Origin of the sequence: Streptomyces sp. NPDC059649, assembly GCF_042734445.1 — a bacterium.
Taxonomy (GTDB): Bacteria; Actinomycetota; Actinomycetes; order Streptomycetales; family Streptomycetaceae; genus Streptomyces.
The window spans coordinates 87,016-113,173 of sequence record NZ_JBHWDV010000022.1 but is presented as its reverse complement, the minus strand read 5'-3'; the positions used below and the strand labels follow the sequence as shown (position 1 = coordinate 113,173).

The window sequence follows — 26,158 nt, the reverse complement described above, 5'->3', positions numbered from 1 at the left end:
CCCGTCCCCACCGGCCGGCTGCCCACCCCAGCGGCGTCGCCCTTCCCCCAGCTCTCGAACGTCCTCGAGCAGGGGAGGCCCCAACCGGCGCGGCTTTCCCCATCCGCTCGGACGCCCCCTCGTCCCGCGTCACAAGGAGTCCCGCCCATGCCCCCGTTCCTCACCGGACGCCGCGCCGCCGCCGCGGTCGTGACCGCCGCCCTCCTCGTCCCGCTCGCCGCCTGCGGCAAGGACGACGGCAAGACCGACAAGGGCGCCGAGAAGTCCGGCGGCAGCACCGCCACCACGCAGCTGACCGTGCTCGCCGCCTCCTCGCTCACCGACGTCTTCAAGAAGGCCGCCGCGGTGTACGAGAAGGAGCACCAGGGCACGAAGGTGAACTTCTCCTTCGCCGGCTCCCAGGAACTCGCCGCCCAGGTCAAGCAGGGCGCCCCCGCCGACGCCCTGGTCACCGCCGACACCAGGACGATGGACGGGCTGAAGGCGGACGCCGGCACGCCGACCGTCATCGCCCACAACCGCCTGGTCATCGTCACCGGCGAGGGCAACCCGAAGAAGGTCCACACCCTCAAGGACCTCGCCGACAGCAAGCTGAAGGTCGTGCTCGCCGCCCCCGAGGTGCCGGTCGGCCGCTACAGCAAGAAGGTCCTGGACGCCCAGCAGCTCAAGGTCACGCCGGTCTCGCAGGAGCCCAACGTCCGCGCCGTCCTCGGCAAGGTCGAAATGGGCGAGGCGGACGCCGGCCTGGTCTACCGGACGGACGCCGCCACCGCGCCGAAGAAGGTCGACGCCATCGACATCCCCGACAAGCAGAACGCCGTCGCCGCCTACCCGGCCGCGACCCTGAAGACCTCGAAGCACGCCGCCGCCGCGGCCGCCTTCGTGAAGTGGCTGAGCACCCCCGAGGCCCAGAAGATCCTGCGAGACGCGGGCTTCCAGAAGCCGTAACGGGGCTGAAGCGCGCACGGGACTGCCCGGCTCGGGGGAGCGGACAGCCCCGTGCGCGCCACCGGGGCCGGCCCGCCCGGCCCGCCGGCGCCGGCCGGCCCGATCCGCCCCGACCCCAGGACCGACGATGAGACGCTCCCGCACCCCCGCCCGGCCCGCGGCCGCCCGGCGCCGCACGCCCGGCACCCGCAGCCCCGCCGCGCTCGCCGTGCCCGCACTGCTCGCCGTCGCGTTCCTGCTGATGCCGCTGCTCGGCATCCTCGCCCGCACCACCTGGAGCGACCTCGGCACCCATCTGACCAGTCCCGGTGTCACCGAGGCGCTCGGCCTGTCGCTGCTGGTCTCCTTCTGGGCACTGGGCCTGTCGCTGCTGCTCGGCGTGCCGCTGGCCTGGCTGCTGGCCCGGGTCAGCTTCCCCGGCAAGGCGGTGGTCCGCTCGCTGGTGCTGCTGCCGATGGTGCTGCCGCCGACCGTCGGCGGTGTCGCCCTGCTGCTCGGCTTCGGCCGCCGTGGACTGCTCGGCCCCTGGCTGGAGGACACCTTCGGCATCGTCCTGCCGTTCCACACCTCGGGCGCGGTGGTCGCCGCCACCTTCGTCGCGATGCCGTTCCTCATCATCAGCCTGGAGGGCACGCTCGCCGGCCTGCGCCCCAGTTACGAGGAGACCGCGGCCTCCCTCGGCGCGTCCCCGGCCCGGGTCTTCGCCACCGTCACCCTCCCCATGGTCGCCCCCGGCCTCGCCGCCGGCGCCGCGCTCACCTGGGCCCGCGCCCTCGGCGAATTCGGCGCCACGATCACCTTCGCCGGCAATCTCCCCGGCACCACCCAGACCCTCCCGCTCCAGGTCTACCTGCTGCTCCAGGACGCCCCGGAAGCCGCCACCTCGGTCTCCCTGCTGCTGCTCGTGATCGCCATGGCGGTGCTGATCTGCCTGCGCGGCCGCTGGACCGGCGCGACGCCGGCCGGCCGTACGCCGCCCACCGTGCCGGCCCCCGACGAGACCGAGCCGCCCGGGACCGACGACGGCGGTCTGACGGATGTGACGGGTCGTCAGGGAGTCGCCGTCACCGTCGCCGAACAGCATGCGAACCGCTGGCCGCTGCACGCCGAGGTCACCGGCGGCACCGAACTGACCCTGGACGCCGGAGCCGGCACCACCATCGCGGTCGTCGGCCCCAACGGCGCCGGCAAGACGACCCTGCTGCGCGCCCTGCTCGGCCTCACCCCGCGCGCCCACGCCACCCTGCGGCTCGGCGCCACCGACGTCACCGCCCTGCCCCCGCACCGCCGCGGCGTCGCCTGGGTCCCCCAGGACGGCGCGCTCTTCCCGCACCTGAGCGCCCTGAGCAACACCGCCTACGGCCTGCGGGCGCACGGCGTCCCGCGCACCGAGGCCCGCCGCGCCGCCCAGGAGTGGCTCGACCGGCTGGGCGTCGGCCACCTCGCCCACCGCCGGCCCGCCCAGCTCTCCGGCGGCCAGGCCCAACGCGTCGCGCTGGCCCGGGCGTTGGCCGCCCGCCCCCGCCTGCTGCTGCTCGACGAACCGCTGGCCGCCCTCGACCAGACCACCCGCGCCCACGTCCGGCACGCGCTGCGCCGCCATCTCGCGGGCTTCGGCGGGGTCTGCCTGATCGTCACCCACGACCCCGTCGAGGCGGTCTCGCTCGCCGACCGGGTCCTCGTCCTCGACGACGGCCGCGCCCTCCAGGACGCCCCGCCCGCCGAGGTCACCCGGCATCCCCGCTCGCCCTGGGTGGCCCGGATGCTGGGCCGCAACGCCTGGCCCGGCACCGCCACCGGCGACGGCCTCGCGCTCGCCGGCGGCGGGCACCTCGTCGTCGCCGACCGCCTGCCCGAGGGGGCCCGGGCGCTGGCGGTGATCGCCCCCGAGGCGGTCTCGGTCCACCTCGACAAGCCCGCCGGCAGCCCCCGCAACGTCTGGCCCGGCACCGTACGGGAGATCACCTCGGCGGGCAGCCGGCTGCGGATCCTGATCACCTCACCGCACGCCCCCGACCTCGTCGCCGAGATCACCCCGTCCGCCGCGCTCGAACTCGGCCTGGCCGACGGGGTGCCGGTATGGACCGGCATCAAGGCCACCGAGGTCTCCCTCGTGACGCTCTAGCGACGACGGGACCCCGCTTCTCAGCGGTGTTCCGAGGCCGCCGGCTCCAGCACGAACACCGGGATCTCGCGGGTCGTCTTCTTCTGGTAGGCGTCGTAGTCCGGGAACGCCTCGACCGCCCGCCCCCACCACACGGCCTTCTCCTCGCCGGTGACCTCACGGGCCGTCATGTCCCGGCGGACCGGGCCGTCCTGGAGCTCCACCCGGGGGTCGGCGACCACGTTGTGGTACCAGAGGGGGTTCTTGGGCGAGCCGCCCAGGGACGCCACCACGGCGTACGTCCCCTCGTGCTCCACCCGCATCACGGGGGATTTGCGGATCTTGCCGCTGCGGGCGCCGCGGGTGGTCAGCACCACGACCGGCAGCCCACGGATCGTCGTGCCCCGCGTTCCGCCGGAGCTCTCGTACTCCTCCACCTGCTCCCGCACCCACGGCGTCGGGCTCGGTTCGTACTCACCCTGAAGAGGCATCCGCCCCTCCTCTCTCCCTGTACGGCGGTCATGGCACCGGCCGCGGCCCACCGCGGTCCGCGGCCGCCCCGACCTTCGCTCAACAACCGCGGGGGACGCAATCATCCCGGCCGCCGCGTCGTGTCCCGGTCCCTCCACCGTCCCCGCCGGCGGACGCTGGGGAGGGGACGACCGGGGCCCGGCCCGCACACCGTTCGGTGTGCGGAACCGGGCCCCGAGGACGGTTGGTGACGTCAGGACACCAGCTCCACCGCGCGGCGGCTCCGGCGGTGCTGCTCGGCCCAGTTGGTCAGCGCCGCCTCACAGGCGTGGTCGAGGTGGCGCAGCCCGCTCAGGTCCAGCTCCACGTCCCGTTGGGCGGGCAGCGCGTCGAGCTGGTCCAGGATCTTGGGCAGCCGCAGGAAGGTGGCGTTGCCGACCGCCCGCACCAGCACCGGCTGCTCGGCGTCCTTTGGCGTCTCGATGTCCAGGTGGACGTGCGAGGTCTCCCAGGCCGTCTTCGCGACCGCCAGCAGCAGCCCGATCAGCACCCCCTCGAACATGTTGACCGTGACGATGGCCAGCGCGGTGACCAGCAGCACCACGGCCTCGCCGCGGTGCTCGCGCCACAGCGGCCGCCATGCCTTCAGCGGCAGCAACTTCCAGCCCGCGTGGATCAGTACGCCCGCCAGCGCCGCCACCGGGACGATGCCCAGCGCGGCCGGGAACGCCGCCGCGAAGACCAGCAGCCAGACCCCGTGCAGCACCCGGGACGCCTTGGTCCGCGCGCCGGCCTGGACGTTGGCGGCGCTGCGGACGATGACCGCGGTCATCGGCAGCGCGCCGAGCAGGCCGCACACGGTGTTGCCGGCGCCCTGGGCCATCAGTTCCTTGTCGTAGTCGGTCTTCGGCCCGTCGTGCAGCCGGTCCACCGCCGCGGCGCTGAACAGCGATTCGGCGGAGGCGATCAGCGCGAAGGCGAGGACCGTGCCCAGCACGCCGATATCGGTGAGCCGGCCCAGGTCCGACATGCCCGGTGGCTGGATCGCGTCCAGCAGCCCGCTGACCCGGACCCGGGCGACCGGCAGGTCCAGTGCCCAGACCGTGGTGGTGGCGAGCGCCACCGCGACCAGCGGCGCCGGGAGCACCCGGGCGCCGCGCCGCCAGCGCGGCCACAGGACCAGCACGGCGACGGTCCCGGCGCCGACCGCGAGCGCGGAGAGCGCGGTGCCCGAGCCGACGGTGGCGGCGGCCAGCGACGGTACGCCGCCGATGTTGGCCAGTCCGCTGCCCGGCGCCTTGGCGTCCGTGAGGGCGTAGAGCTGACCGGCGATCAGCACCAGGCCGATGCCGGCCAGCATGCCCTGGACGACGGCGACCGAGATCGCCCGGAACCAGCGGCCCAACTTCAGTGCGCCCATGGCCAGTTGAAGGACACCGGCCGCCAGTACCAGGGCTCCCAGCGTCCCGAGGCCGTACTCCTTGACGGCCTCGAAGACCAGCACGGTCAGGCCCGCGGCCGGGCCGCTGACCTGCAGGCTGCTGCCGGGGAGGAGCCCGGTGAGCAGACCGCCGACGACCCCGGTGACCAGGCCCAGTTCGGCCGGTACGCCGGAGGCGACGGCCACCCCGACGCACAGCGGGACGGCCACCAGGAAGACCACCAGGGAGGCGGTGAAGTCGGCCCGGAAGGACGCGGCGCGGGAGGAGAACAGTCGCTTCATCGTCGTCACCCCCGCGCTCACAGCGGAAGGAACAGGTCGGTGGCCGGGTGGTGGGCCGCGACCAGGCCGGTGTGCACTTCGTAGAACCAGCCGTGCAGGTTCACCTCGCCGGCCGCCAGCCGCTCCTGCACGCACGGGTACTCGCGCAGCCGGGCGAGCTGCTGGCGCACGTGCTGCTGGACCGCGGCGGAGACGGTCGGCTCGGGGTCCTCGGGCAGTTCGTCGGAGAGCGCCTGGGCCAGCCAGTCGCGTACCGCGGGCGCGCCGGTCAGATCCTCACCGCGGGCCTTGGCGCCGACCGCGCCGCAGTGCGAATGACCGCAGACCACGATGTCGGCGACCCGCAGCACCCGCATCGCGTACTCGATGGTGGCGGCCTCCGCGCAGGCCACCATGTCCTCGCGGTATACGGGCACGGCGTTGCCGGCGGTGCGCAGTTCGAAGAGTTCGCCCGGACGCGCCCCGGTGATCAGGGACGGTACGACCCGGGAGTCGGAACAGGTGATGAAGAGGGCGAGGGGGGACTGGCCGGCCGCGAGCCGGCCGTAGGTCTCCTGCTCCTCACGCCGCTCGGCGATACGGGCCGTCAGGCCCCGGGCATGCTGGATGAAGGTCTCCACGAGGAGGTCTCCTGCTGATGAGTGGTGCCACTGTGGGGGTGGTGGCGGGAACGTGCGAGGCCCGTTTGGTGGTGCAAGCCACCACGGCCGCGCTCAGCAGCGGAAGACGCAGTGCAGGACGGGGAACGGGGCCGGTCTCGATGCGGCCCGGGTCGAACTGCCCGCGGCCGGGCGGCCGGACCCGCCGGCGGAAGGCGCCGCCGGGACGTCGGCACCGGACGGTGGCAGCGGACGGCCGGCGTGCCGGGGCACGCCGACGGAGGTGCGCGCGGTCCCCCGTGGGGCGCCGCGCTCGGCGTCCCGTTTGGTCTTCTCCTCGTCGGAGTCGGAGTCGGAGCCGGGTTTGACGGCCGGCGGGGCGCCCGCGGACTTGGCGGCGGGGGCGGCGAACGTGGCGGTCGCATTGGCGCCGGCGGCCACCGCACCCAGCAGGAAGGCCAGTACGACGGCGACGGCGATCAGCGGGCCCCGGAGCATGCGCACCGGTATGCCGGGTGTGCCGCGGTCCTTCCGCATTCTCGTCCCCCGTCGTAGGTCCCTGTGCCTACAGCTTCTCCTTACAGTGCAGCATCCATATTTCCGGCAGGAAAACGAGAAATGACGCCATGTTTCAAGATTTCTCGTGCGGCACCGGCGCCCCGTCCGCCGGGTGCGGGCACTCATGCCCCCTCCGCTTCCGTACCGGCGCCCGCTCGCGCCGTGCGGACGGTGCGCGGCCGCCGGGCCGACCAGCCGACGGCGGGCACCACCGCCAGCGCCAGCACCCCGCCGGCCAGCGCCAGGACCGGATAGCCGCCGGCCGCCACGACCAGCCCCGACGACAGCCCGCCGGCCGCCCCGGCGCTCGCGATGCCGACGTCGACCAGGCCCTGGACCGCGGCGCGCCGCTCGGGCGGCAGGGCGTCGGTGACCATGGCGGTGCCGCTGACCAACCCGGCGTTCCAGCCCAGGCCCAGCAGCACCAGGGCGGTGGCGAGCAGCCCCACCGCGTGCGGCGGCGCCGTCGCGGCGAGCACACCGGCCGCCAGCAGCAGCGGACCCGACGCGGCGGCGATCCACCGCCGGCCGTACCGGTCGACCAGCAGCCCGGTCAGCGGCGAGGGCAGGAACATGGCCGCCACATGCAGCGCGATCACCAGCCCGGCGGCCTGCGGGTTTGATCCGTGCGCCAGCATGTGGACCGGCGTCATCGTCATCACCGCGATCATCACGAGCTGGGTGAGGACCATGACCGCGGTACCGGCCGTCAGACCGCGCCGCTGCGCCTCGCCCAACGGGCCGCCGCTCGCGTCGACTTCGGCCGGAGTGGCGTCCGCCCGCTCCGATGCGGCGGCGAGGCGCGCGGCCAGCCGGAGCGGATCGGGCCGCAGCAGCACGGCCAGCACCAGCGCCGCCGCGGCGAACGCCACGCAGGCCAGCAGGAACGGCCCGGCCAGCCGGGGGATGCCCCAGGCGTGCGCCAGGTCACCGGTCCAGGTCACCAGGTTGGGGCCGGCCACCGCGCCGAGCGTGGTGGCGAACAGCACCGTGCTCACCGCGCGTCCGCGCCGTGCGGGGGAGGCCAGATCGGCGCCCGCGTAGCGCGCCATCAGATTGGTCGCGGTGCCCGCCCCGTAGACCAGCAGGGCCCCGCACAGCAGCGCGGCGCTGCCGACGGCGGCCGCCACCACCACCCCGAGGCTGCCCAACGCCCCTGCGCCGTACCCGAGGGCGAGCCCCGGGCGCCGGCCCCAGCGGCGGCACAGCCGGCCGATCCCGGCCGCGCCGCACGCGGCCCCGGCGGTGAACAGCGCACTGGGCACGCCCGCCAGACCGGTCGAGCCGAACATGTCCTCGGCGAGCAGCGCGCCGACGGTGATGCCCGCGGCGAGCCCGGCCCCGCTGAGGACCTGGGCCACCACCAGGACGGCCAGGACGCGCCGTTGTTCCGGCCTCTCGTGCATGATGTGGGGACCCCTATACCGGTGCTAGCGGCTTCAGCGCCGCGATGTCCGCGAGCGGCATGTCCAGCTGCTCGTGGAGGAAGCGCACGATCGTCCAGTGCGGCAGCGCGCCCTCGTCGAACGGCCCGAACTCCGCGCAGTACAACGGGATCCAGCGCAGCGCCTCCTCCAGGACCTGTTCGCGGCCCGGCTCGCGCTGGTAGTCCTCGTAGGCGATGCTGCGGTGCTCGATGAAGTGCCGCCCGGGGAGCCGCTGTTCGCACAGCGCGCGGTATTCCCGGGTCTGCAGGATGAGGTAGTGCCAGATCTCGTCGATGTCCTGCTCGACCGGGAGGAACAGGCCGCCGAGCCGGTCGGGGTACCGGGAGACCAGGAAGAGGTAGCGCAGGCATTCCGTGACCTGGCGCGCCACGAATTCCCGCGGCGCCTCGCCGCGGGCGGCGAAATGGTCGATGACCTCGGTGTGCAACGCCTCCCCGAGCAGCTCCCGGAGGGCGTCGGCGGACAGCGGCGGACGGCTGGTCATGGGTCTCCTGTACGGGTACGGACGGGCAGGCGGGGAGAGGTAGTTCAGTCGGCGTCGACGAGCCAGGCGTACTTCCCGGATTTCCCGATGGGAAGGTGCGCATGGTGCACCACCCGGCAGCGCCGCCCGGTGAGCTCGCCGACGGCGTCCTCCAGGGCGGTGGACTCGGTGGCCCCGACGGGTGCGCCGTGGAAGGTGGTGTACGCCAGCAGGGCCTCGGCGGGACCGGTCAGCTGAAGTTGGTGGACGAACACGTCGGGGGTGACCTCGCCGATGCGCCGGTCGAGATCTCCGTGGGCGACCGGCCCGCTCCGCGTCGGCAGCAACTCCTTGCGGCGGCCGCAGAATTGGGCGATCCGGTCCGGGTCCGGGGTGCCGTCCAGGGTGCGTACGCAGTCGCCCGAGCGGTAGCGGATCAGCGGCATGAAGGGGTTGCGCACACTGGAGACGATGAGTTCGTGGATCGTGCTCCCCGGGGCGACCGGATGGAGCTCCACGCTCATCCCGTCGAGGTACGGACGGTATCTGCCGCGCCGGTCGCTGAAGTAGAGGTAACCGAGCTCGGTGCTGCCGAAGAGGTCGATGACCGGGCAGTCGAAGTGCTGCGCCAGGAAGCGGCGGACGTTGACCGGGGTGTACTCGTAGGCATGGATGACGCTGGCGGGCGGCGGGAAGTCGTCCCACAGCCCCCACTCCCCGACCTTCCGCAGCAGGTGCGCCAGGTGGTACCCGGAGCAGTCGAGGTGGTAGAGCCCCTGCGGATGCGACCGCCGGGCCGCGTCGATCTCCTGGAGCATCCGCACCACCTCGTCGCGTTCCCAGCGCGCGGGGTCGAGCCGCAGGTTGAGGTAGCAGGTGCGGTCGTCCAGCCACCGGTCCTCGAAGGAGGGGACCACCGCCGGCGGTACGCCCCGGCGGGCCGCGCCGACCCGGGCCACGTGCTCGGTCGCCAGCACGGTGGTGAGCGAGACCCGCCGGCAGCCCGACTCCCAGGTCCCGGCGATGTCCGGATGCTCGCTCCACAGCCGGTAGTAGGAGTGCAGCAGGAAGTACGGGGGCCGGATCAGCTGCATCCGGGCGTGGTTGGTGCCGGTGGACAGTACGTACTCCGCCTCACCGGCTTCCAGGGCCGCGGCCAGGTGGGGGGTCATCCAGTTCTCCGGGAAGCCACGGGCGATGTCCGGTTTGTCGAGCACCGGGAAATAGCCCTTAGCCAGCGAGGCGCGGTAGAGCGGTATGTCGCGGATCTGCTCGATGACCTCGGCGGTCGGCTGACCATCCATGGAACCCTCGTCATGGCTCGAAGGAGAAGGGACGTGCCCACGGGGACGGGGCGCGGCGCCCGGGAGCGGGCCGGCCGCGGGGGAAGTGCCGCGGCCGTGTCCCGCTCCCGGGCGCCGGGGAGTGCCGGAGAACGATCAGGAGATACAGCCGGCCTTCGGCGTGGCGCTGATGCAGCCGGCCTTGGGTGCGGCGCTGATGCAGCCCTGCTTCGCCGCCTGCGAGGCGGAGTTGGCGGCCAGCCAGCTGCGCCACACGTCGTCCTGGGCCATCTTCTTGATGAGCTGCTCCATGGGGACCTCCGGTGAGAGTACGGAAGACGGTCCGGCAACGGCGCTGACCTGCGCCGATGCCGCACACCGAAAGTAAAAGACTGGCCAAGCGCATGTCAATGAAAGGCAATGCCGGGGCGGTGTGAAGCGACTTCGGCGCGCCAACTTTGGCGGGATACCACCGGGCTGACCGGAGCCCGGAACTACCTGACGGCCAGTCAGGAAAAGCCCGCCCGGGAAAGGGCCCGGCCGGCGCCGTGCGCCATCCGGCCGCCGCCGATCGGGGGACCTGCCGGGCGGGCGCGCGGCGCGCGACCGTGCCCGGGGAACGCTCACCACCGGCCACCCGGCCCCTCGCACCGGTTGCCGTACCAGGGGAGTGAAGCTGTGCACATTCTGCTCATCGCCGGCGCCTTCAACAGCCTGACCCAGCGCGTGCACGCCGAACTCGGCGACCGCGGCCACCGGGTCGGCGTGGAACTGGTGACCGCGCGGACCCCGCTGCTCGACGTCGTACGCCGGCACGCCCCCGACCTGATCGTGGCGCCCATGCTCACCACGGCCGTCCCCCGGGAGGTGTGGTCCGCCCACACCTGTCTGATCGTGCACCCCGGTCCGGTCGGCGACCGCGGCCCGTCCTCCCTGGACTGGGCGGTACACCTGGGCGCGGATACCTGGGGTGTGACCGTCCTGCAGGCCAACGACGAGATGGACGCCGGCGACATCTGGGCCTCGGCGAGCTGCCCGGTCCCCGAGGTGGGCAAGAGCGACCTGTACCGCAACGAGATCGCCGACGCGGCCGTCGAGGCGGTGCTCACCGCCGTCGAGCGCTTCGCCTCCGGCACCCACCGCCCGCAGCCCCAGGCCACCTTGCCCGAGAGCGCCCGAACCGGCCGGCCCAGGCCACCGTTCCGCCAGGACCTGCGGCGCATCGACTGGCGGTCCGACCCCACCGCCACCGTCGTACGCACGCTCCGCGCCGCCGACTCCCGGCCCGGCGTACGGGACGAACTCCTCGGCCACACCTGGATGTTGCACGGCGGTCACCCCGAGGACACCTTGCGCGGGCGGCCGGGTGACCTTCTCGCCACCCGGTGCGGCGCGATCTGCCGGGCGACGGCCGACGGCGCGGTGTGGATCCCCGAACTCCGGGCGCCGCGCCGGCCGGGGGAGCCCGGAACCGTCAAGCTCCCCGCCACCCTCGCACTGGGCGACCGTCTGCCGCCGCTCCCCGAGATCCCGGCCCCGCTCGACGCCGGCGACGCGCCTCGCACCTGGAGCGACATCCGCTACCGCGAGGACGGCCCGGCCGGCTTCCTGGAGTTCTCCTTCCCGGGCGGGGCGATGAGCACCGACCACTGCCGGCGGCTGCTCGCCGCCTACCGCCACGCCTGCACCCGGCCCACGTCCGTGCTGGTCCTCGGTGGCCGACGGGACTTCTTCTCCAACGGGATCCACCTCCATGTGATCGAGGCCGCGGCCGACCCCGCAGAGGAGTCCTGGGCCAACCTCCGTGCCATGGACGACCTCGTCGAGGCCGTACTGACCACCACCGACCGGCTGGTGGTCGCGGCGCTCGGCGGCAACGCCGCGGCCGGCGGGGTGATGCTGGCGCTCGCCGCCGACGAGGTGTGGTGCCGCTCGGCCGCGGTGCTCAACCCGCACTACCGGCTGATGGGGCTGTACGGCTCCGAGTACTGGACCTACACCCTGCCCCGCCGGGCCGGGCGCGAGACGGCCGAACGGCTCACCACCCGCGCCCTGCCGGTCACCGCCGCGACCGGTCAGCGGCTCGGCCTGGTGGACCGGGTCGTCGAGTGCGGCGCACGGGACTTCACCCACCGGACCACCGAACTGGCGCGGCGGCTGGCGGCCTCGCCGGCGGTCCAGTCGCGGATCGCCGCCAAGAAGGACGCCCGGGAACGGGACGAGGCGCAGCGGCCGCTCGCCGCCTACCGGGAGCATGAACTCGCCCGGATGCACCGGATCTTCTTCGACCCGGACCAGCCGTACCACGCCCTGCGCCGGGCGTTCGTCCGCAAGGAACCCGCGGACGGCACCCCCGCGCACCTCAACCCGGCCGCTTCCGCGGGGATTTGAGCAGCGCGCAGGAGTGCCGGCCGGCGTCAGGAAGCGGGCTGGTACTTGTATCCGACGCCGAAGACCGTACGGATCGAATCGCGCAGGCCCGGCCCCAGACGTCTGCGCAGCCGGGCGATGTGCACGTCGACGGTGCGGGTGCTCGACTGGCAGCTCGGCCAGACCGCGGCCATCAGCTGCTCCCGGGTGAAGGCCCGCTGGGGATGCCGGACGAGATGCGCGAGCAGGTCGAATTCGAGCTTGGGCAGGCCGAGTTGGCGGCCCTTGATGAAGACCGTGCGGGCCGCGTTGTCGATCTGGATGGGCGCGGGGCGGAGGGCCGGGCCGGCCGCCGGCTCCCCGGGACGGGGCGGGGTGTCACCCGGTGGCGCCAGGATGATGTGCACCTCGTCCGAGGGCAGCCGGTGCACCGAGACCGGCTCCAGGGAGTGCAGGGTCAGTTGCCAGGTGCCGTCCGGGAGCCGGTCGACCGCCAGGGGTGGCCCTTCGCCGGGCCCGGCCATGACCGGGCGGCCGAAGTCGGCGTCCGGTCGCAACGCAAGCGGGGTCGTCGAGGAGTTCATAAACATGATCTGGGCCCATTCCTCTTGCAAAGCAGGCGTGTACGGACAGACATGGCGGTGCTCGACGTTCGAAGGGTGCTGAGGTGCTGTGCAGCCATCGCGACGTTCATCCGGTGGTGGGGCGTGGTGGCGAACAGGCACGTGTGAGGCGGCTGCACCCAAGGGGGGCAATCGCTTCCGTCCGTGTCACAAGAACGTTCGCGCCCATGCCCGTACGCGGCCATGACGTGGTGCGTGGCCACGGCCTCCGGTCGGAACGAACGCTACATGTGATCGCGCGGTTCCGGAAAGTAGCTTCCGCTAATTTCGGTTGCTCTTGAGCCGAATCCGTGATTGCGGTGCGCCAACTCCCGTGCGGCACGGGTGGGTTGTGACCGGCGGCGGGATGTCGTTTCGTTCAACGAAGGTGCGAAAAATTGCCGGAATCTGAGGGTGCGTCATCAGTGTGGGAGTCGTTTGCGCCTGGAAGGGCGCCGCGAAGAGGCCCGGAGCGGCGTCCGTGCCGCACCCGCGGTGACTTCTCGGTCCGGGAGGGGGTCTCGGGCCGGCATGGCCGGAAATCGCGGGCGAACTGACCGAGAGGTGGGGGCCGTCGGCGCCTACGTGGGTCCGGTGCGACGGATCGACGGCCGTCGCGGGGTGCCGGGCGGGGGAGTCGGGTGCGATACGGAGGGGTAGCGCGCCGACGTCCTCCACTTGTGGAGGGTGCGTGAAGGCCTGAATATGCCAATTAAATGCCCTGCGGCCTGACGGAGGCGCAAAGTGAAGAGGGCCGCGGGAAGTTGGCCGGAAAATGGTTTCCCCTTCAATCTCTTTCTCCGTGGTCAGAGCAAAAGGGTGCGGAACCAGATATTCCAGGCGACTGTTTTCCAGGTGAGTTGATGATGAGTAGGGTGTGGCCCGCTGCTGCTCGACCGGTGGCAGGGCCAGCTGAATTCGGCGCGGCTGGAATGCGGTGTGGCGGATGACGCCTTCGTGACCGGGAGGGAACCATGGCGGCCGGCTCTTTCGAGGGGCAGTACGTGTGGAGTCCGGCGGCCGACGACCGGGCGCTGGCCCGGGCCTGCATGGACGTCACCGCCGGGCGGTACCTGAGCGCGCACGACGTCCTGAAGGAAACCCGCGACGATTTCGAGGTACGCGCCCACCGCTCGCTCGTCCTGGCCTCGGTCGCCGCCGACTCGGACCTCGCCGAACGCTGGCTGGCCGAGGAGCCCGGCCCGGAGGCCGCACTGCTGTGGGCCAGGGTGGCCATGCTCCGGGCGCTGCGCATGGCCGACGCCGGCGCCGGTGACCGGCGGCAGGGCGCGCTGGCGCGGATCGCCCGGACGGCGTGCGACCGGGCCGCGCAACTGCTGCCGAAGGACCCCACCCCCTGGGTCGCCCAGCTGGCGCTGACCCGTCTCGAGCGCCCCCTGGACCCCGCGCCCCAAGGTCTGCTGACCGCGCCGCCCGGCCCCTGGTACCTCTTCGCCCACATCCTCCGGCTCGACCCCTGGCACCGCGAGGCACACCACCGCTTCCTGTCCTTCTTCTTCCCGCGCTACGGCGGTTCGTCCAGCGCGAGCTGGGACGTCGCCGCGTTCCTCAGCCAGCGGGCGCCGGCCACCTCGCCGTTGCGGCTGCTGCCGCTGGTGGCCCTGGTCGAGGACTACAACCCCGCGGCTCCGCTCGCCGACCGCACCTGGGAACAGCCCCAGTGGACCAGCGCGGCACTGAGCATTCACCGCAACTGGCTGCCGGAGGTACGGGACTACCGTTTCACCCCGGTGCTCGATCTGGCCTATCTGGCGCACGCGTTGTACATGGCGAAACACGAATTCGAGGCCCGGGAGGTCCTCACGGCGATGGGGCCGTACGCCTCCCGTATGCCCTGGAGCGCATTCGGCGATCCGGCGGAACAATTGTCGAAGGCGAGGCGTTCCTGCGGTCTTCCGGTGCCGCACGACATCTGATGCGGTAAATCTTCCCCCCAGAAAGGTTGCGGTTGTGTCCGAGCGCACGTCGATAACCCGCTCGAAATCCCCCCGTACGGCCGACCCGGTCACCCTCGACGACGACGCCACACTGCATGCGATGGGCTATCCGAGGAAACTCACCCGGAGATTCCTCGCCTTCGACAATTTCGCCATCTCGTTCACCATCATCAACATCATCTCCGGCATCTTCTCGTCCTTCGGATTCGGCATGAACGCGGGCGGGCCGCGGATCCTGGTCTTCGGCTGGATCGGGGTGTCGGTCATGGTGCTGTTCGTCGGCGCCGCGATGGGCGAGATCGCCTCCGCCTACCCGACCAGCGGCGCGCTCTACTTCTCCGCCGGCAAGCTGGCCAAGCGGCACCAGGGCGCCTGGTCCTGGTACACGGGCTGGCTGAACTTCGTCGGCCAGGTCGGCGGCACCGCCGCCACCAACTTCGCGGCCGCCACCTTCATCCAGGCGTTCGTGGCGATGCAGTGGCCGTCCTACACGCCGACGCCGCAGCAGACCGTCGTCATCACCGCCGCCATCCTGCTCGTGCAGGCGCTCGCGAACACGTACACGGTCCGGCTGGTTGCACTGGTGAACCGGATTTCCGTCTGGTGGCTGCTGATCGGCATGGTGGTGATCGTCGGCGCGCTCACCTTCGTTCCGGACCACCACCAATCGCCCTCGTTCGCCACGCACTTCGTCAACAACACCGGCTTCACCCACGCGATGTACGGCGGAATGCTCGGACTGCTCGTCACCAGCTGGACCTTCACCGGTTTCGACGGCAGTTTCCACATGTCCGAAGAAACCGTGAAGGCAACGGTCAACGCGCCGCGCGGCATCATGCGGGCCATCACCTACTCCGCGATCACCGGGCTGATCCTCATGCTCGCCCTGGTCTATGCGATTCGGGACTACGGCCATGCGGCGGGCGCCGAGGCGCCGCCGGTGCAGATTCTCATCGACGCACTCGGTCAAAACACCGCGAAGTTCCTGCTGTTGATCGTGATCGGCGCGATGCTGTTCTGCGGACTCGCCAACATGACCAGCAATACCCGGCAGATCTTCGCGTTCTCCCGGGACGGGGCGATGCCCGGCTCCCGCTGGTGGCATTCGGTGTCCGCCCGCACCCGTACGCCCGTCAAGGCGGTCTGGCTCGCGGCGGCCTGCCCGCTGGTGCTGGTGCTGCCCGGCTGGTGGTCGCACACCGCCTTCACCGCGGTGGTGAGCGTGAACGTCGTCGGGCTGTTCCTCGCCTACGCCGTACCGATCTTCCTGCGGCTGCGGCTCGACGACTTCCAGGCCGGGCCCTGGCACCTGGGCCGTTTCGGCAAGCCGGTCGCGGCCATCGCGGTGATCTGGATCCTGATCAGCAATGTGCTGTTCATGCTCCCGCAGGCGTCCCCGATCACCCCCGCCTCCTTCAACTACGCGCCCCTCGCACTGGCCGTGGTGCTCGTCATCGCCACCGTCTGGTGGTTCGCCACCGCCCGCCGGCGCTTCCAGGGCCCGGTCAGCTACGGCCGCCCGGACGAGGTCGCCGCGATGGACCTCATCTAGGGCCGGACCCGTCGGACCGGCCCCGGGACCCGAGGGACCTCCGTCCCCGCTGTCACCCCACGCCCACCGCCCCCACCGGAAGGGACCAGATCACCCGTCATGCCCGCCACCGACGCACTCACCGTCACCACCGCCACGCCGGACGACTGGCAGCAGGTGGTCCAGTGGGCCGCCGACGAGGAGTGGAACCCCGGCCGCGACGACACCGCCTGCTTCCACCCCACCGACCCGGACGGCTTCTTCCTGGGCCGCCGCGGCACCCGGCCCGTCTCCGCGGTCTCCGTCGTCAACTACTCCGCGTCCTACGCCTTCCTCGGCTACTACCTCGTCCACCCCGACCTCCGCGGACAGGGGCTGGGCCTGGCGACCTGGCGCGCCGCCTTCCCGCACGCCGGCACCCGGACCGTCGGCCTCGACGCGGTCCCGGCCCAGCAGGCCACCTACCGGCGCGCGGGATTCACCCCCGCCCACGAGACCGTCCGTTACGGCGGGCGACCCGGCCGTCCCGGCACCCCGCCGCCGCCCGAGGTCGTCCCCGTCACCGGCTCCCACCTCGATGCGCTCGCCGCCTACGACCGGCGCTGCTTCCCCGCCGACCGGCGCGGCTTCGTCACCCGCTGGCTGACCGCCCCCGGCCACACCGCCCGGGCGTACCTGCACGACGGGGAGATCGCCGGCTACGGCGTGCTGCGCCCGGCCCGCACCGGGCACCGCATCGGCCCGCTCTTCGCCGACACCGACCGGGCCGCCGAGGCGCTCTTCGACGCCCTGGCGGCCACCCTCGCCCCCGCCGACGAGATCTCCCTCGACGTCCCCGGCCCCCGGTCCGGCGCCCACGCCCTGGCCACCGGCCGCGGTCTGACCCCCCGCTCCCACACCGTCCGCATGTACACCGGCCCGGTCCCCCCGACGGACCAGCACCGCACGTACGGCGTAACGAGCCTGGAACTGGGCTGACCGTCCACCGGGCGCCCCGGTGGCGGGGCGCCCGGACGGTTCAGGCGCCCACGGTGCCGTCGATGCCCTCGCGGAGCAGGTCCGCATGGCCGTTGTGACGGGCGTATTCGTGGATGAGGTGGAGCATCACCAGGCGCAGGGAGACGTCTTCGCCCCAGCGGGGCTGGTGGCCCGTGATGTCGAGGGACGGGGCCTGCTGCTCGATGCGGCGGGCGTGCGCCACCTCCTCCTGCCAGGCGGCGAACGCCTCGGCGCCGGTGGAGCCGTCCGGGTCGTAGGCGGCCTGGTAGTCGCCCTCCGCGGACCAGACGAGCGGCAGGTCCTCGCGGTTGATCACCCGGCGGAACCAGGTGCGCTCCACCTCTGCCATATGGCGTACCAGGCCGAGCAGGGTGAGCGTGGAGGGCGGCATCGAGCGGCGGCGCAGGTCCTCGTCGGAGAGGCCCTCGGCCTTCATGGCGAGGGTGGCGCGGTGGAAGTCCAGAAAGGCGCGCAGGGTCTCCCGTTCGCCGGCGCGTACGGGCGGGGAGATGCGTTCGGTGGTCATGGCGGTCCTTCGGGAGGTGTCAGAGAGGGGTGGCCGGAGGCCTCCGGGCGGCGGAGCGGGAAAGTAGCGGACCGTCCCGGTCTGAGGGACGATCTTCGTGAGTGCTCCGTAGCGCGCCGGGGAGGCGGCCGATGGGATCTTCCCGAGTGGTGCGGGCCGCCGCAAGCGTTTTTCTGGCGCTCGCCGCCGCGGGCTGCGCGCACGACCGCGGATCGCCCGCCGCCCCGCCGACGGGCCCACGGGGTCCCGGCCCCTGGCACCGGGTCTTCGCCGACGACTTCCGCGGCGACCGGCTCAACCCGGCCAGATGGACGACGTGTTACGACTGGAACCAGGGCGGGTGCACCAACCGCGGCAACGACGAGCTGGAGTGGTACCGGCCCGGCCAGGTCTCGGTCGGCGACGGCCGGCTCACCCTGACCGCGCGGCGGCGGACGACCCGGGGGACCGACGGCCGCGTCTACCCCTGGACCTCCGGCATGGTCTCCACCGGCCGCAGCTCCTGGAACGCCCGCCCGCGCGCCGTCTTCACCTACGGCTACTTCGAGGCGTCGGTGCGCATCCCCCGGCAGGGCGGGATGCTGCCGGCCTTCTGGCTGATGCCGGCCTCGCGGTTCACACCCCCGGAGATCGACATCGCCGAGGTGCTGCAGACCCCCCGGCTGATCGATATGACGGTGCACTGGCGGGGGCCGGACGGCGATGAGCGGGCGACCGCGGGCAGCTTCGGGCCGGTGGACTTCCCGGCCCGTCACCATGTGTTCGCGCTGAACTGGGAACGGGACGCGCTCACCTGGTACATCGACGGCGAGATCCGGTTCCGGGTGACCGATCCCGCGAAGATCCCGCATGTACCGATGGAGCTGCTGTTCACCCTCGCGGTCGGCTATCCCGCGCTCCCGCCGCCGGACGTGCACACGGCCCGGATGTCGGTGGACTGGGTACGGGTCTGGCAGCACTGAGCCGGTCCGGGCACGGGCCCGCCCGGCGTTGGTTCCCGGGCGGGCCCGTGCCCTCCGGCGGGCTCACGACGGGACACAGGGATCACTTCCCGTGCGGGGCCTGGACGGCCGGGGTGTCACTCCTCTAAGGGCCGCCCCGTTGCCCGGGGCAGGGTGCCGGCTTCCGACGGCCCGCCGACCGGACGGCCGAGCAGGGCGCGGGTACGGCGGTACAGGCGCCAGCCCGTCGTGCGAAGGGACTCCCCGGCGGGATTCACCGGTGCGCCGCCGCCGCGGACCCACTGGGTGAACTGCTCCGGCCGGGTGTCCGCCCGCACCATCAGCCGGGGGATGCGCATCGGGTCCCGGTCGGCCGTGGCGAGGGCGTTGCGCACCGCGCAGGCCGAGGTCCAGCCCGCCTCCCGTACCGTGCGGCGGACCGCACTGCTGGAGTAGCCGTGCGGATAGGCGAAGGCGTAGACCGGGTGGCTGAGTGCGTCCTCCAGCCGCCGCTTGCAGTCGACGACCTCGTGCCAGACGCGCTGCGCGGGCAGGGCGTCCAGCTGGGGGTGGGTGACGGTGTGGCCGCCGATCTCGATGCCGAGCGCGTCCAGGGTGGCGATCTGGCGCCAGCTCAGCATGGCGGCCGGCGGCAGCAGACTGCCCTCCGGCGCACCGCCGGGCGGATGCACGGCACCGGTGGTGATGAACACCGTTGCGGGCAGGGCGCGTTCGGTGAGCAGCGGTGCCACCGACCAGTAGAAGTCCGCGAAGCCGTCGTCGAAGGTCAGCACCGCGCAGCGGGCGGGCAGCGCGGGCCCGCCGCGGATCGCGGCCACCAGCCGCCGCAGCGGGATGACGGTGAGCCCGGCGTCCGCGATGCGGTCGAGCTGCTCGGTGAAGGCCCGGGGGGAGACCGTGTACGGCGCGATCCAGGGCGGCGGGTCGCTGTTCACCGAGTGGTAGAGGAAGACGGGCACGGCGCTCATGACCGGTGTCCTTTCAGGACCCCCATGTGGGGCCGGAAGTGCTCTCAGGAGCCTCCTGGGGTGCGCTCCGGCAGGATGCGGTAGACGACCGCGTCGGCGGTGCGGTGGATGACGGGATAGTCGGAGCGGTGGGCCAGTGCGCTCCGCAGGTGGGCCAGGGTGCCCGGCGGCAGCGCTCCGGTGGCGGTGACCTGGGCCTCCTGGGCCCGGTTCAGGATCAGGTAGACCGGGCGCGGCGGCCCCGCCCCGGTCAGCACGTGCAGCTCGGCCGCGGGGTCACGGCGCACCTGCCACTGGTCGCCGGGCGCGGCCTCGGACAGCCACAGCCGGTCGTGGTACTCGTAATCGTGGTAGGCGTACGGGAAGTTGTCCGAGGCGCCGACGATCAGCGAACCCTCCGGGGCGTGCGTGGCCAGCCACTTGGCGGCCGAGGTCTCCGAGGTGGTGAAGTAGTTGACGTTCTCCTTGCCGAAGTACGCCAGGGACAGCGCGCCGAACAGCGCCACCAGCACCACCGGCACCGCCGCGGCCCGTGCCCGCCGCAGCGCGCGGCGCAGACCGCGGCCGCGGGAGGCGGTCAGCAGCGGAGGCAGCAGCAGCGCCGCGGCGCCGAACGCGGTCGCGGGCAGCGCGAACAGATACACCCGGAAGATCATCTCGCCGCCGTAGCTGTTGGCCACGGCCCAGGGCAGCGGCGCCACCGCCAGCCACGGCAGGGCGGTGCGCCGCAGCGAGGGCCGCACCAGCACCGCCAGCGCGGCGAGCGCGAAGACCACCGCGGACAGGATCCGGTCGGCCCAGGCGACCATCACCTGGCCGCTGGTGGCCCCGGTCAGGCCGAGCAGTCCGGACCCGGCGTTCGACTCGGGCGTGGTCAGGCCGGTGATCAGGTCGTTGAGGTTCGCCTCCAGGAACGGCCGGGCCGCGGTCAGGTCCCAGGCCAGCGTCAGCGTCAGCGAGACCAGCAGGACCGGCAACGCCACCCGGCGGTTGCGGCGGGGCAGGGACAGCAGGAGCAGCGAGCCGATCAGCATCACCGGGGTGAGCGGATGCGACACGACGATGGTGACGATCGCGAGCAGCACCAGCACCGCCCAGCCGAGCGGTGGCCGGCCCGGTCGCGGCCGGCCCGGCCGCGGCAGGCGGTGGACGACGGCCGCGATGACGCAGACGTACAGCAGGAAGGCGAACGCCTGCGGCGAGAAGTAGTCCTGGCCCACCCACGAGCAGCTGAAGAAGAGGAAGGCGCCGCCCCAGACCAGCCGCCGGCTGCGGGTGAAGGAGCGGTACAGCGCCAGCAGCGGGACCACCAGCGCCGCGTTGATCAGCAACGGGAACCAACTGGCGTAGGAGCCGGGCGACTTGAGTCCGATGTGGCTGACGAAGAGGTCGTTGAGCCAGAAGAAGCCCGGCCAGTGGGCGTAGATGGACAGCCGGCCGGCCGCCGTGGGCAGGGTGCCGGTGTCCAGCAGCACGTCGGTGACCGCGACGTGCTTCCAGGCCCAGGAGTAGCGCAGTTCGGGGTAGAGCGCGAGAGGGGTGGCGTGCAGGAAGGTGATCAGCGCCAGCACGTAGCCGGCGTGTTGCCAGGCGCGGGTGCGCCGGTCGGCCAGCGCGGCGCAGAATCCGATGCCGAGCAGCACCAGCCCGGTCCAGTAGATGACCGGCAGGACCTGCACCAGGCCCAGGTCCCGCATCGCGCCGAGGTCCACCGCGCGCAGCGAGAGTCCCCACAGCAGCAGCGCGGTGGGCAGCGCGAGCACCGCCAGGGTGTGCAGGGCGGCCTGGGCGCGGGTGCGTTCGACGGGGCGGCGCAGCCGGCCGACGGCATAGCCGAGGACGGTGGCACCCACCCCGGTCACCAGCGCCGGCACCGTGCGCGGCGGTGCCTCGCCGCCCGGCCGCAGCCCGTCGGCCACCGCGGCCGGCAGGGTGTGGCGCAGATAGGTGCGTTCGCTGGCCAGCGCCGGGCCGGTACCGGCGTGCCGGGCGACGGCCGCCTTCGACAGCCCCTCCGCGTAACAGCGGGCCCGGAAGTACGCGCGGGTGGTGCGGGCGCCGGGCACGTGGTGGCGGACCGCGGCGGCCGGCTCGTACAGCAGTTTCCCGTCGGGGTTGCGGGCCGCGACCCGCAGGCACAGTTCGGTCTCCTCGCAGCCCAGCGGGCGGGTGCCGATCCGGCCCAGGTCGGTGCGGAAGCCGCCGGCGGCCACCACCTCGGCGCGCCGGAAGGACATGTTGGCACCGATGAAGTTCCGTACCGGCGCCCGGTGTTCGGGCAGGCCCTGGTACGAGCAGCCGACCACCCAGTCGAACTCGCGGGGGAACCAGGCGGGCCGGCCGGTCTCCCACAGGGGGCGGACCAGCCCGCCGACGCCGAGCACCCGCGGATCGTGGTAGGCGGCGAGCAGCCGGGCGGTCCAGTCCGGGTCGGCCGCCGCGTCGTCGTCGAGGAAGGCCACGATGTCGCCGCCCGCGGCCCCGACCCCGGTGTTGCGGCCGCCGGAGAGCCCGCGTGCCTCGGCGTTGGGCAGCACCCGTACGCCGGAAAGTGCGCACTCGGCCCGCCGCGCCAGCTGGGGGCAGTGGTCGACGACGAGCACGATCTCGTCGGCCGGTTGGTGCTGGCGCTGCACCGAGTGGACCGCGTCCAGCAACTGCTCCCAGCGGTCGAGGGTGTAGGCGCAGATCACGACGGTCAGGGTCGGCTCGGTACGGGACGCGGCCGGAGCCGGCCGCGTTCCGACGGTCGTCGGTGCGCCACCACAGAGCACGCCGAGCACGAAGCGGACCGCCTGCAGCAGACCGGTGGCGAGGAGGCGGACTCCGAGCGCGTTCATCGGGGGCTCCTTGCGGGGGACGGCAGCCAGCGCGGCAGCGTGATCAGCAGCGGCAGGGCGAGTGCGCACTCGGCCAGCAGCCAGGCGGCCCCGACACCGGTGATGCCGAAGGGCGGGATCAGCCGGACGGTCAGGCCCAGCACCAGGGCGCACAGCGCCGCCTGGAGGGCGACGGCCCAGGCCAGCCGGCGGCGGGCGCGCGCCACGTCGATGGCCACGTTGAGCAGCAGGTTGGGCAGTGCGGACAGGGCCAGCAGCCGCAGCACGCCGGTGGCATGGTGGGCGTAGTCGGCACCGAAGACCGACAGCAGCCAGGGGGCGGTGACGACCAGGGCGGTCACCGCGACGGTCAGCAGCGGACCGGAGTGCCGCAGCACCCGGCGGCCGAGCTCGCTGATCCGGGCGGGGTCGTGCGCGGCCTCGACCAGCAGCGAACTTCCCATGTTGTACGTCGCCAGGTACAGGGTGTAGGCGATCACCCACGACAGGGAGAAGTAGGCGTTCCGGGCGCCGCCCAGGGTGTCGAGCACGATCAGCGGCACGATGTTGTAGGCGGACAGCCGGAAGAGGGCGCCACCGTAGTCGGTGGCGGCGTAGCCGAGCAGCCGGGTCGGCATCCGCCCGTCGGCGTGCGCCCGTTCATGGGCCGGCACCGCGCGCCGCAGCAGGACGTAGTTGGCGACGAGCAGCGAGACGGCCAGTGCCCCGGCCCACGACAGCAGGATGCCGGAGCTGATCGCCCAGCCCGCGGCCAGCGTCAGCACCAGGACCTTGACCACCGCGAACACCGCGTTCTCGCCGAGCACCCAGTGCGCCCGGCGGACGCCGGTCAGCGCCCCGTCCTGCACGATGAACAGCGCATAGCCCATCGTCCCCGCCACGAAGAACGGGGCGATCAACGTGCCGCGCAGGAAGCCCAGTCCGGGGGCGATCAGCGGTACCAGGGCGAGGAAGGCGCCGGCCAGCAGGCCGGCGCACAGTCCGGCCGCGGCGTAGCTGCGCAGCAGCAGCCGCCGGGTGTGCCGGCCGGCCGACGGGACGAACCGCACCAGTACGTCGGAGAGGTTGAGCTGTCCGAAGCCGGCGAGCAGGGTCACCGCGGAGATCACGGCGTACGAGCGGCCGACGGTGTCCGGGCGGTACCAGGACGTGGCGAGCACCCAGTAGAACGCCCCGACCGCGGCCGTCATCAGCGAACTGGCCACCAGTACATGGCCGTTGCGCAGCAGCGGCTCGTAGCGGAGCGCGGAGCCGACGCGCCGGCGCAGCACGACCAGATAGGGCGCGGCGGTCAGGTCCGCGACGCCCGGGGGAGCGGTGTGCGGGGTCATGACGGGCCCGTTCCGGCGGTGGCGGCGTGGTGGGTGGCGCGGACGCTGCGCAGATAGCCGACCGGCCCGTAGAGCAGGCCGCGCAGCTCCAGCAGGGCCAGCCGGGCCGGCCAGGCGCCGGCCGGTGCCGAGCGGTCGTGGGCCCGGCCGACGGCGTACCGGACGCCGCCCGGCAGCCGGCGCAGCAGGGCGGGCAGCGCCCCCGGACGGTGCCGCAGCGCGGCGGCCAGGAAGGCGCCGAACCCGGCGCCGTAGCCGAACGCCTGGGCCGGCAGGGCGGCCGCCGCACGGCGGTGGCGGTGCCAGATGACGGCGTCGGGCTGGTAGACGATGCGCTGCCCGGCGGCCAGGACGAGGAAGAAGGCCAGCAGGTCGTCGCCGCCGTACGCCGGGGTGCCGGTGCCGGTCGACGGGTCGAAGCCGCCCAGCGCTCGCAGCACGTCGGTGCGGAACGCCATGTTGGCGCCGGAGCCGAATTGCCCGGCGGTGAACGGGAAGAGCGGATCGGCGGGCGGGTCCGCCAGCGACCAGCTGCGCGCGGCGAACCCCTTGCCGAAGCCGCCGTGGAACTCCAGCGCGGACTGTGCCGCGGTCTCCAGTTCGGCCGGCACGATCAGCCCGGTGACGCAGCCGACCGGTGCCCCGCCGTCGCCCGCGGCACCGCCGTCGAAGGCCCGCTCCAGGGCGTCCAGCCACCCGGGGTCGGCCAGCGTGTCGTCGTCGGTGAAGGCGCAGATCCGGCCGCGGGCTGCGAGCAGTCCGCGGTTGTGCGCCCGGGCCAGGCCCGCCATGGATTCCCTCACATACCTGACCCGGGACGGATAGCGGTCGCGCACCAGCCGCTCGGCGGCGTCGTCGCGCGGCGCGTTGTCGACCACCACGACCTCGTACGAGGGGTGCCGGCTGCGCAGCAGCGAGTCCAGGCACTGGCCGAGCATCCCGGGACGGTTGTGGGTGGCGACGATGACGGTGATCGTGGGCGGCGCGGCCGCTCCCGGGTCCCGGACCGGACGACCGGGAACGGTCCGGGGTGCCTCCGGGGCGGCCACCGTGGTCAGTTGGCGATGCGCGGCTTCGGCCAGCGCGTGGTACAGGCCGGTGGTGTCCCCGAGGACACCGTGGGCGCTGACCATCCCGAGCGGGTGTCCTTGCAGCCGCACCAACGCCAACACGCGTCCACCCGGAGCGGCGGCCGGTGCGCCGCCGGGTGAGCGCAGCTCACCGGGCGCCGCCAGGTCCAGCTCGACGACATGGGCGGGGGTGTAGAGCGAATCGTGGGCGGCGAGACCGGGGCAGGCCGCAGCGGTGCGCGGACCGAGGCCGTTCATCGCTTCCCCGCTCCCAGGGGCGCCGAGCGCCGCCCACCGGGGCGTTCGGCGACCAGCGTCCGCAGCACCCGGCGGCCGTCGGAGACCGCGTGCAGATGCGAGCGCCCGCTGCGGCGGGGAAGTTCCAGGCTGGGCACTTCGGCGACGCGAAGTCCCAGCCGCAGTGCGTGGGCGATCAGTTCCGCCTCGATCTCGAACCCGGGCGCCTGCGGGTGCAGGTCGTCGAGGAAGCTGCGGCGGAAGGCGCAGAAGCCGTAGCACAGGTCGGTCAGGGTGGCGTGGTAGAGCCGGTTGACGACGGTGAGCAGTGCGCGGTTGCCCAGCGAGCGCACCGCCGTCAGGTCGAGCGAACCGCCGCCGGCGATGAAGCGGGAGCCCTTGACGAAGTCGAAGCCGTTGTCGAGGAAGTGCACGTAGTGCGGGATCTCGCCGGGCCACATGCTCCCGTCGGCGTCCATCATGACGATGTATTCGCAGGTCGCGGCCAGGAAGCCGGTACGCAGCGCATTGCCCTTGCCCTGCCCGGTCTGCTGGACCACGCGCACCGACGGCAGGCAGTGCGCGGCCATCCGCACGGTCGCGTCGTCCGACGCGCCGTCGACCAGGATCACCTCGTCGATGGAGGACGGGATGTGGTTGAACACCCAGGGGACGTTGCGGGCCTCGTTGTGCGCCGGGATCACCAAACTGACGGTGTGTGAGGTCGGTGGGAGGTCGCTGGCGCGGCGCATCGGGAGCGGACTGGTGATGCGGTCGCTGGAGCGGCGCAGCGGGCGGCCGCCGTCGACGGTGCGCTGGATCGTGCCCGAGGGCAGGGTGGTACTCATGAGCGTGCCTCACGAAGCGGCAACGGACGCCCGGGCCGGAAAGCCGCAGGGCGTACTTGAAGGTGAGGGGCGTACACGTCGGCGCGGCCGCCGGAGCCTGTTCGACAAGGCGCGGTACACCCGCGAACCGAAGGAGAACGAACTGCGGGGACGCGACGCAGGAGGGCCTCGCGGAGGAACTCGGTCGCTGTGCCCGGGCGATGAGACGCCGGCCGTTCTCGGACGCTGGAAGCGTCGACCACCACAACTGGCAAATGTGCTGTCCGTTGGGGCTGCGGGGCGATGCCCGCGCTGCCTACGGGTGCCAGGGCCCCATCAT

General features: G+C 72.9%; 22 protein-coding genes. 7 read left to right on the top strand and 15 right to left on the bottom strand.

The features are described from left to right. The first annotated feature begins 147 nt into the window (after positions 1-147). The gene (gene modA / locus ACFV1J_RS22680; RefSeq protein WP_385860698.1) at positions 148-948 is read left to right on the top strand and encodes a molybdate ABC transporter substrate-binding protein; all 801 of its coding nucleotides are present in this window, start codon (positions 148-150) and stop codon (positions 946-948) included. A 127-nt stretch (positions 949-1,075) separates the two neighbouring features. Then, positions 1,076-3,073 carry an ABC transporter permease gene (locus ACFV1J_RS22675; RefSeq protein WP_385860697.1) on the top strand — a complete coding sequence of 666 codons (1,998 nt, stop codon included), beginning with the start codon at positions 1,076-1,078 and terminating at the stop codon, positions 3,071-3,073. Positions 3,074-3,093: 20 nt separating this feature from the next. Here ACFV1J_RS22675 and ACFV1J_RS22670 read toward each other — a convergent pair whose 3' ends face one another. The 8 genes from ACFV1J_RS22670 to ACFV1J_RS22635 form a co-directional block, all read right to left on the bottom strand. Continuing rightward, positions 3,094-3,543: a nitroreductase family deazaflavin-dependent oxidoreductase gene (locus ACFV1J_RS22670; RefSeq protein WP_385860696.1), complete on the bottom strand. Its 450-nt coding sequence runs from the start codon at positions 3,541-3,543 to the stop codon at positions 3,094-3,096. A gap of 233 nt (positions 3,544-3,776) precedes the next feature. Next, positions 3,777-5,246, bottom strand: coding sequence for a SulP family inorganic anion transporter (locus ACFV1J_RS22665; RefSeq protein ID WP_385860695.1), 1,470 nt, complete (start codon positions 5,244-5,246; stop codon positions 3,777-3,779). Positions 5,247-5,263: 17 nt separating this feature from the next. Next, the gene (locus ACFV1J_RS22660) at positions 5,264-5,866 is read right to left on the bottom strand and encodes a carbonic anhydrase (RefSeq protein WP_385860694.1); all 603 of its coding nucleotides are present in this window, start codon (positions 5,864-5,866) and stop codon (positions 5,264-5,266) included. 93 nt (positions 5,867-5,959) lie between these two features. Further along, on the bottom strand, positions 5,960-6,382 hold the full coding sequence (locus ACFV1J_RS22655) for a hypothetical protein (RefSeq protein WP_385860693.1): 423 nt from the start codon (positions 6,380-6,382) through the stop codon (positions 5,960-5,962). Positions 6,383-6,525: 143 nt separating this feature from the next. After that, positions 6,526-7,809 (bottom strand): MFS transporter, encoded by a 1,284-nt coding sequence (locus ACFV1J_RS22650; RefSeq protein WP_385860692.1) that lies wholly within the window; start codon positions 7,807-7,809, stop codon positions 6,526-6,528. Positions 7,810-7,822: 13 nt separating this feature from the next. Then, positions 7,823-8,335, bottom strand: coding sequence for a hypothetical protein (locus ACFV1J_RS22645; RefSeq protein ID WP_385860691.1), 513 nt, complete (start codon positions 8,333-8,335; stop codon positions 7,823-7,825). A gap of 44 nt (positions 8,336-8,379) precedes the next feature. Next, on the bottom strand, positions 8,380-9,618 hold the full coding sequence (locus ACFV1J_RS22640) for a hypothetical protein (RefSeq protein WP_385860690.1): 1,239 nt from the start codon (positions 9,616-9,618) through the stop codon (positions 8,380-8,382). A gap of 135 nt (positions 9,619-9,753) precedes the next feature. Continuing rightward, positions 9,754-9,909 carry a hypothetical protein gene (locus tag ACFV1J_RS22635; RefSeq protein WP_385860689.1) on the bottom strand — a complete coding sequence of 52 codons (156 nt, stop codon included), beginning with the start codon at positions 9,907-9,909 and terminating at the stop codon, positions 9,754-9,756. A 366-nt stretch (positions 9,910-10,275) separates the two neighbouring features. Between ACFV1J_RS22635 and ACFV1J_RS22630 the strand changes: the two genes are divergently transcribed. Next, entirely contained in the window at positions 10,276-11,988 is a 1,713-nt protein-coding gene (locus tag ACFV1J_RS22630) for a hydrogenase maturation protein (protein WP_385860688.1), read from the top strand. 26 nt (positions 11,989-12,014) lie between these two features. On the opposite strand, the gene ACFV1J_RS22625 is transcribed toward ACFV1J_RS22630, so the two are convergent. Further along, a complete protein-coding gene (locus tag ACFV1J_RS22625) occupies positions 12,015-12,551 on the bottom strand; it encodes a winged helix-turn-helix domain-containing protein (RefSeq protein ID WP_385860687.1) in 537 nt (178 codons plus the stop codon). 992 nt (positions 12,552-13,543) lie between these two features. Here ACFV1J_RS22625 and ACFV1J_RS22620 point away from each other — a divergent pair. The 3 genes from ACFV1J_RS22620 (at position 13,544) to ACFV1J_RS22610 (ending at position 17,036) form a co-directional block, all read left to right on the top strand. After that, positions 13,544-14,506 (top strand): hypothetical protein, encoded by a 963-nt coding sequence (locus ACFV1J_RS22620; protein ID WP_385860686.1) that lies wholly within the window; start codon positions 13,544-13,546, stop codon positions 14,504-14,506. Between the two features lie 121 nt (positions 14,507-14,627). Next, positions 14,628-16,079 (top strand): amino acid permease, encoded by a 1,452-nt coding sequence (locus ACFV1J_RS22615; protein ID WP_385860715.1) that lies wholly within the window; start codon positions 14,628-14,630, stop codon positions 16,077-16,079. Between the two features lie 99 nt (positions 16,080-16,178). Next, positions 16,179-17,036, top strand: a complete 858-nt coding sequence (locus tag ACFV1J_RS22610; protein WP_385860685.1) for a GNAT family N-acetyltransferase — start codon at positions 16,179-16,181, stop codon at positions 17,034-17,036. Between the two features lie 40 nt (positions 17,037-17,076). On the opposite strand, the gene ACFV1J_RS22605 is transcribed toward ACFV1J_RS22610, so the two are convergent. Then, on the bottom strand, positions 17,077-17,583 hold the full coding sequence (locus ACFV1J_RS22605) for a DinB family protein (protein ID WP_385860684.1): 507 nt from the start codon (positions 17,581-17,583) through the stop codon (positions 17,077-17,079). A 131-nt stretch (positions 17,584-17,714) separates the two neighbouring features. Here ACFV1J_RS22605 and ACFV1J_RS22600 point away from each other — a divergent pair, with 131 nt between their 5' ends. Then, positions 17,715-18,545 (top strand): family 16 glycosylhydrolase, encoded by an 831-nt coding sequence (locus ACFV1J_RS22600; protein ID WP_385860683.1) that lies wholly within the window; start codon positions 17,715-17,717, stop codon positions 18,543-18,545. 116 nt (positions 18,546-18,661) lie between these two features. On the opposite strand, the gene ACFV1J_RS22595 is transcribed toward ACFV1J_RS22600, so the two are convergent. Genes ACFV1J_RS22595 through ACFV1J_RS22575 form a run of 5 tightly spaced genes read right to left on the bottom strand, consistent with a single transcriptional unit; the run spans position 18,662 to position 25,839 of the window. Continuing rightward, complete coding sequence (locus tag ACFV1J_RS22595; RefSeq protein ID WP_385860682.1) at positions 18,662-19,513, bottom strand: polysaccharide deacetylase family protein; 852 nt, start codon at positions 19,511-19,513, stop codon at positions 18,662-18,664. Between the two features lie 44 nt (positions 19,514-19,557). Beyond that, entirely contained in the window at positions 19,558-22,353 is a 2,796-nt protein-coding gene (locus ACFV1J_RS22590; RefSeq protein ID WP_385860681.1) for a glycosyltransferase family 2 protein, read from the bottom strand. Beyond that, the gene (locus ACFV1J_RS22585; RefSeq protein ID WP_385860680.1) at positions 22,350-23,684 is read right to left on the bottom strand and encodes a lipopolysaccharide biosynthesis protein; all 1,335 of its coding nucleotides are present in this window, start codon (positions 23,682-23,684) and stop codon (positions 22,350-22,352) included. Before ACFV1J_RS22585 ends, ACFV1J_RS22590 begins: the two co-directional genes overlap by 4 nt. After that, positions 23,681-25,012 (bottom strand): glycosyltransferase family 2 protein, encoded by a 1,332-nt coding sequence (locus ACFV1J_RS22580; protein WP_385860679.1) that lies wholly within the window; start codon positions 25,010-25,012, stop codon positions 23,681-23,683. Before ACFV1J_RS22580 ends, ACFV1J_RS22585 begins: the two co-directional genes overlap by 4 nt. Continuing rightward, a complete protein-coding gene (locus ACFV1J_RS22575; protein WP_385860678.1) occupies positions 25,009-25,839 on the bottom strand; it encodes a glycosyltransferase family 2 protein in 831 nt (276 codons plus the stop codon). The genes ACFV1J_RS22580 and ACFV1J_RS22575 overlap by 4 nt, the downstream gene beginning before the upstream one ends. Positions 25,840-26,158: the final 319 nt, after the last annotated feature.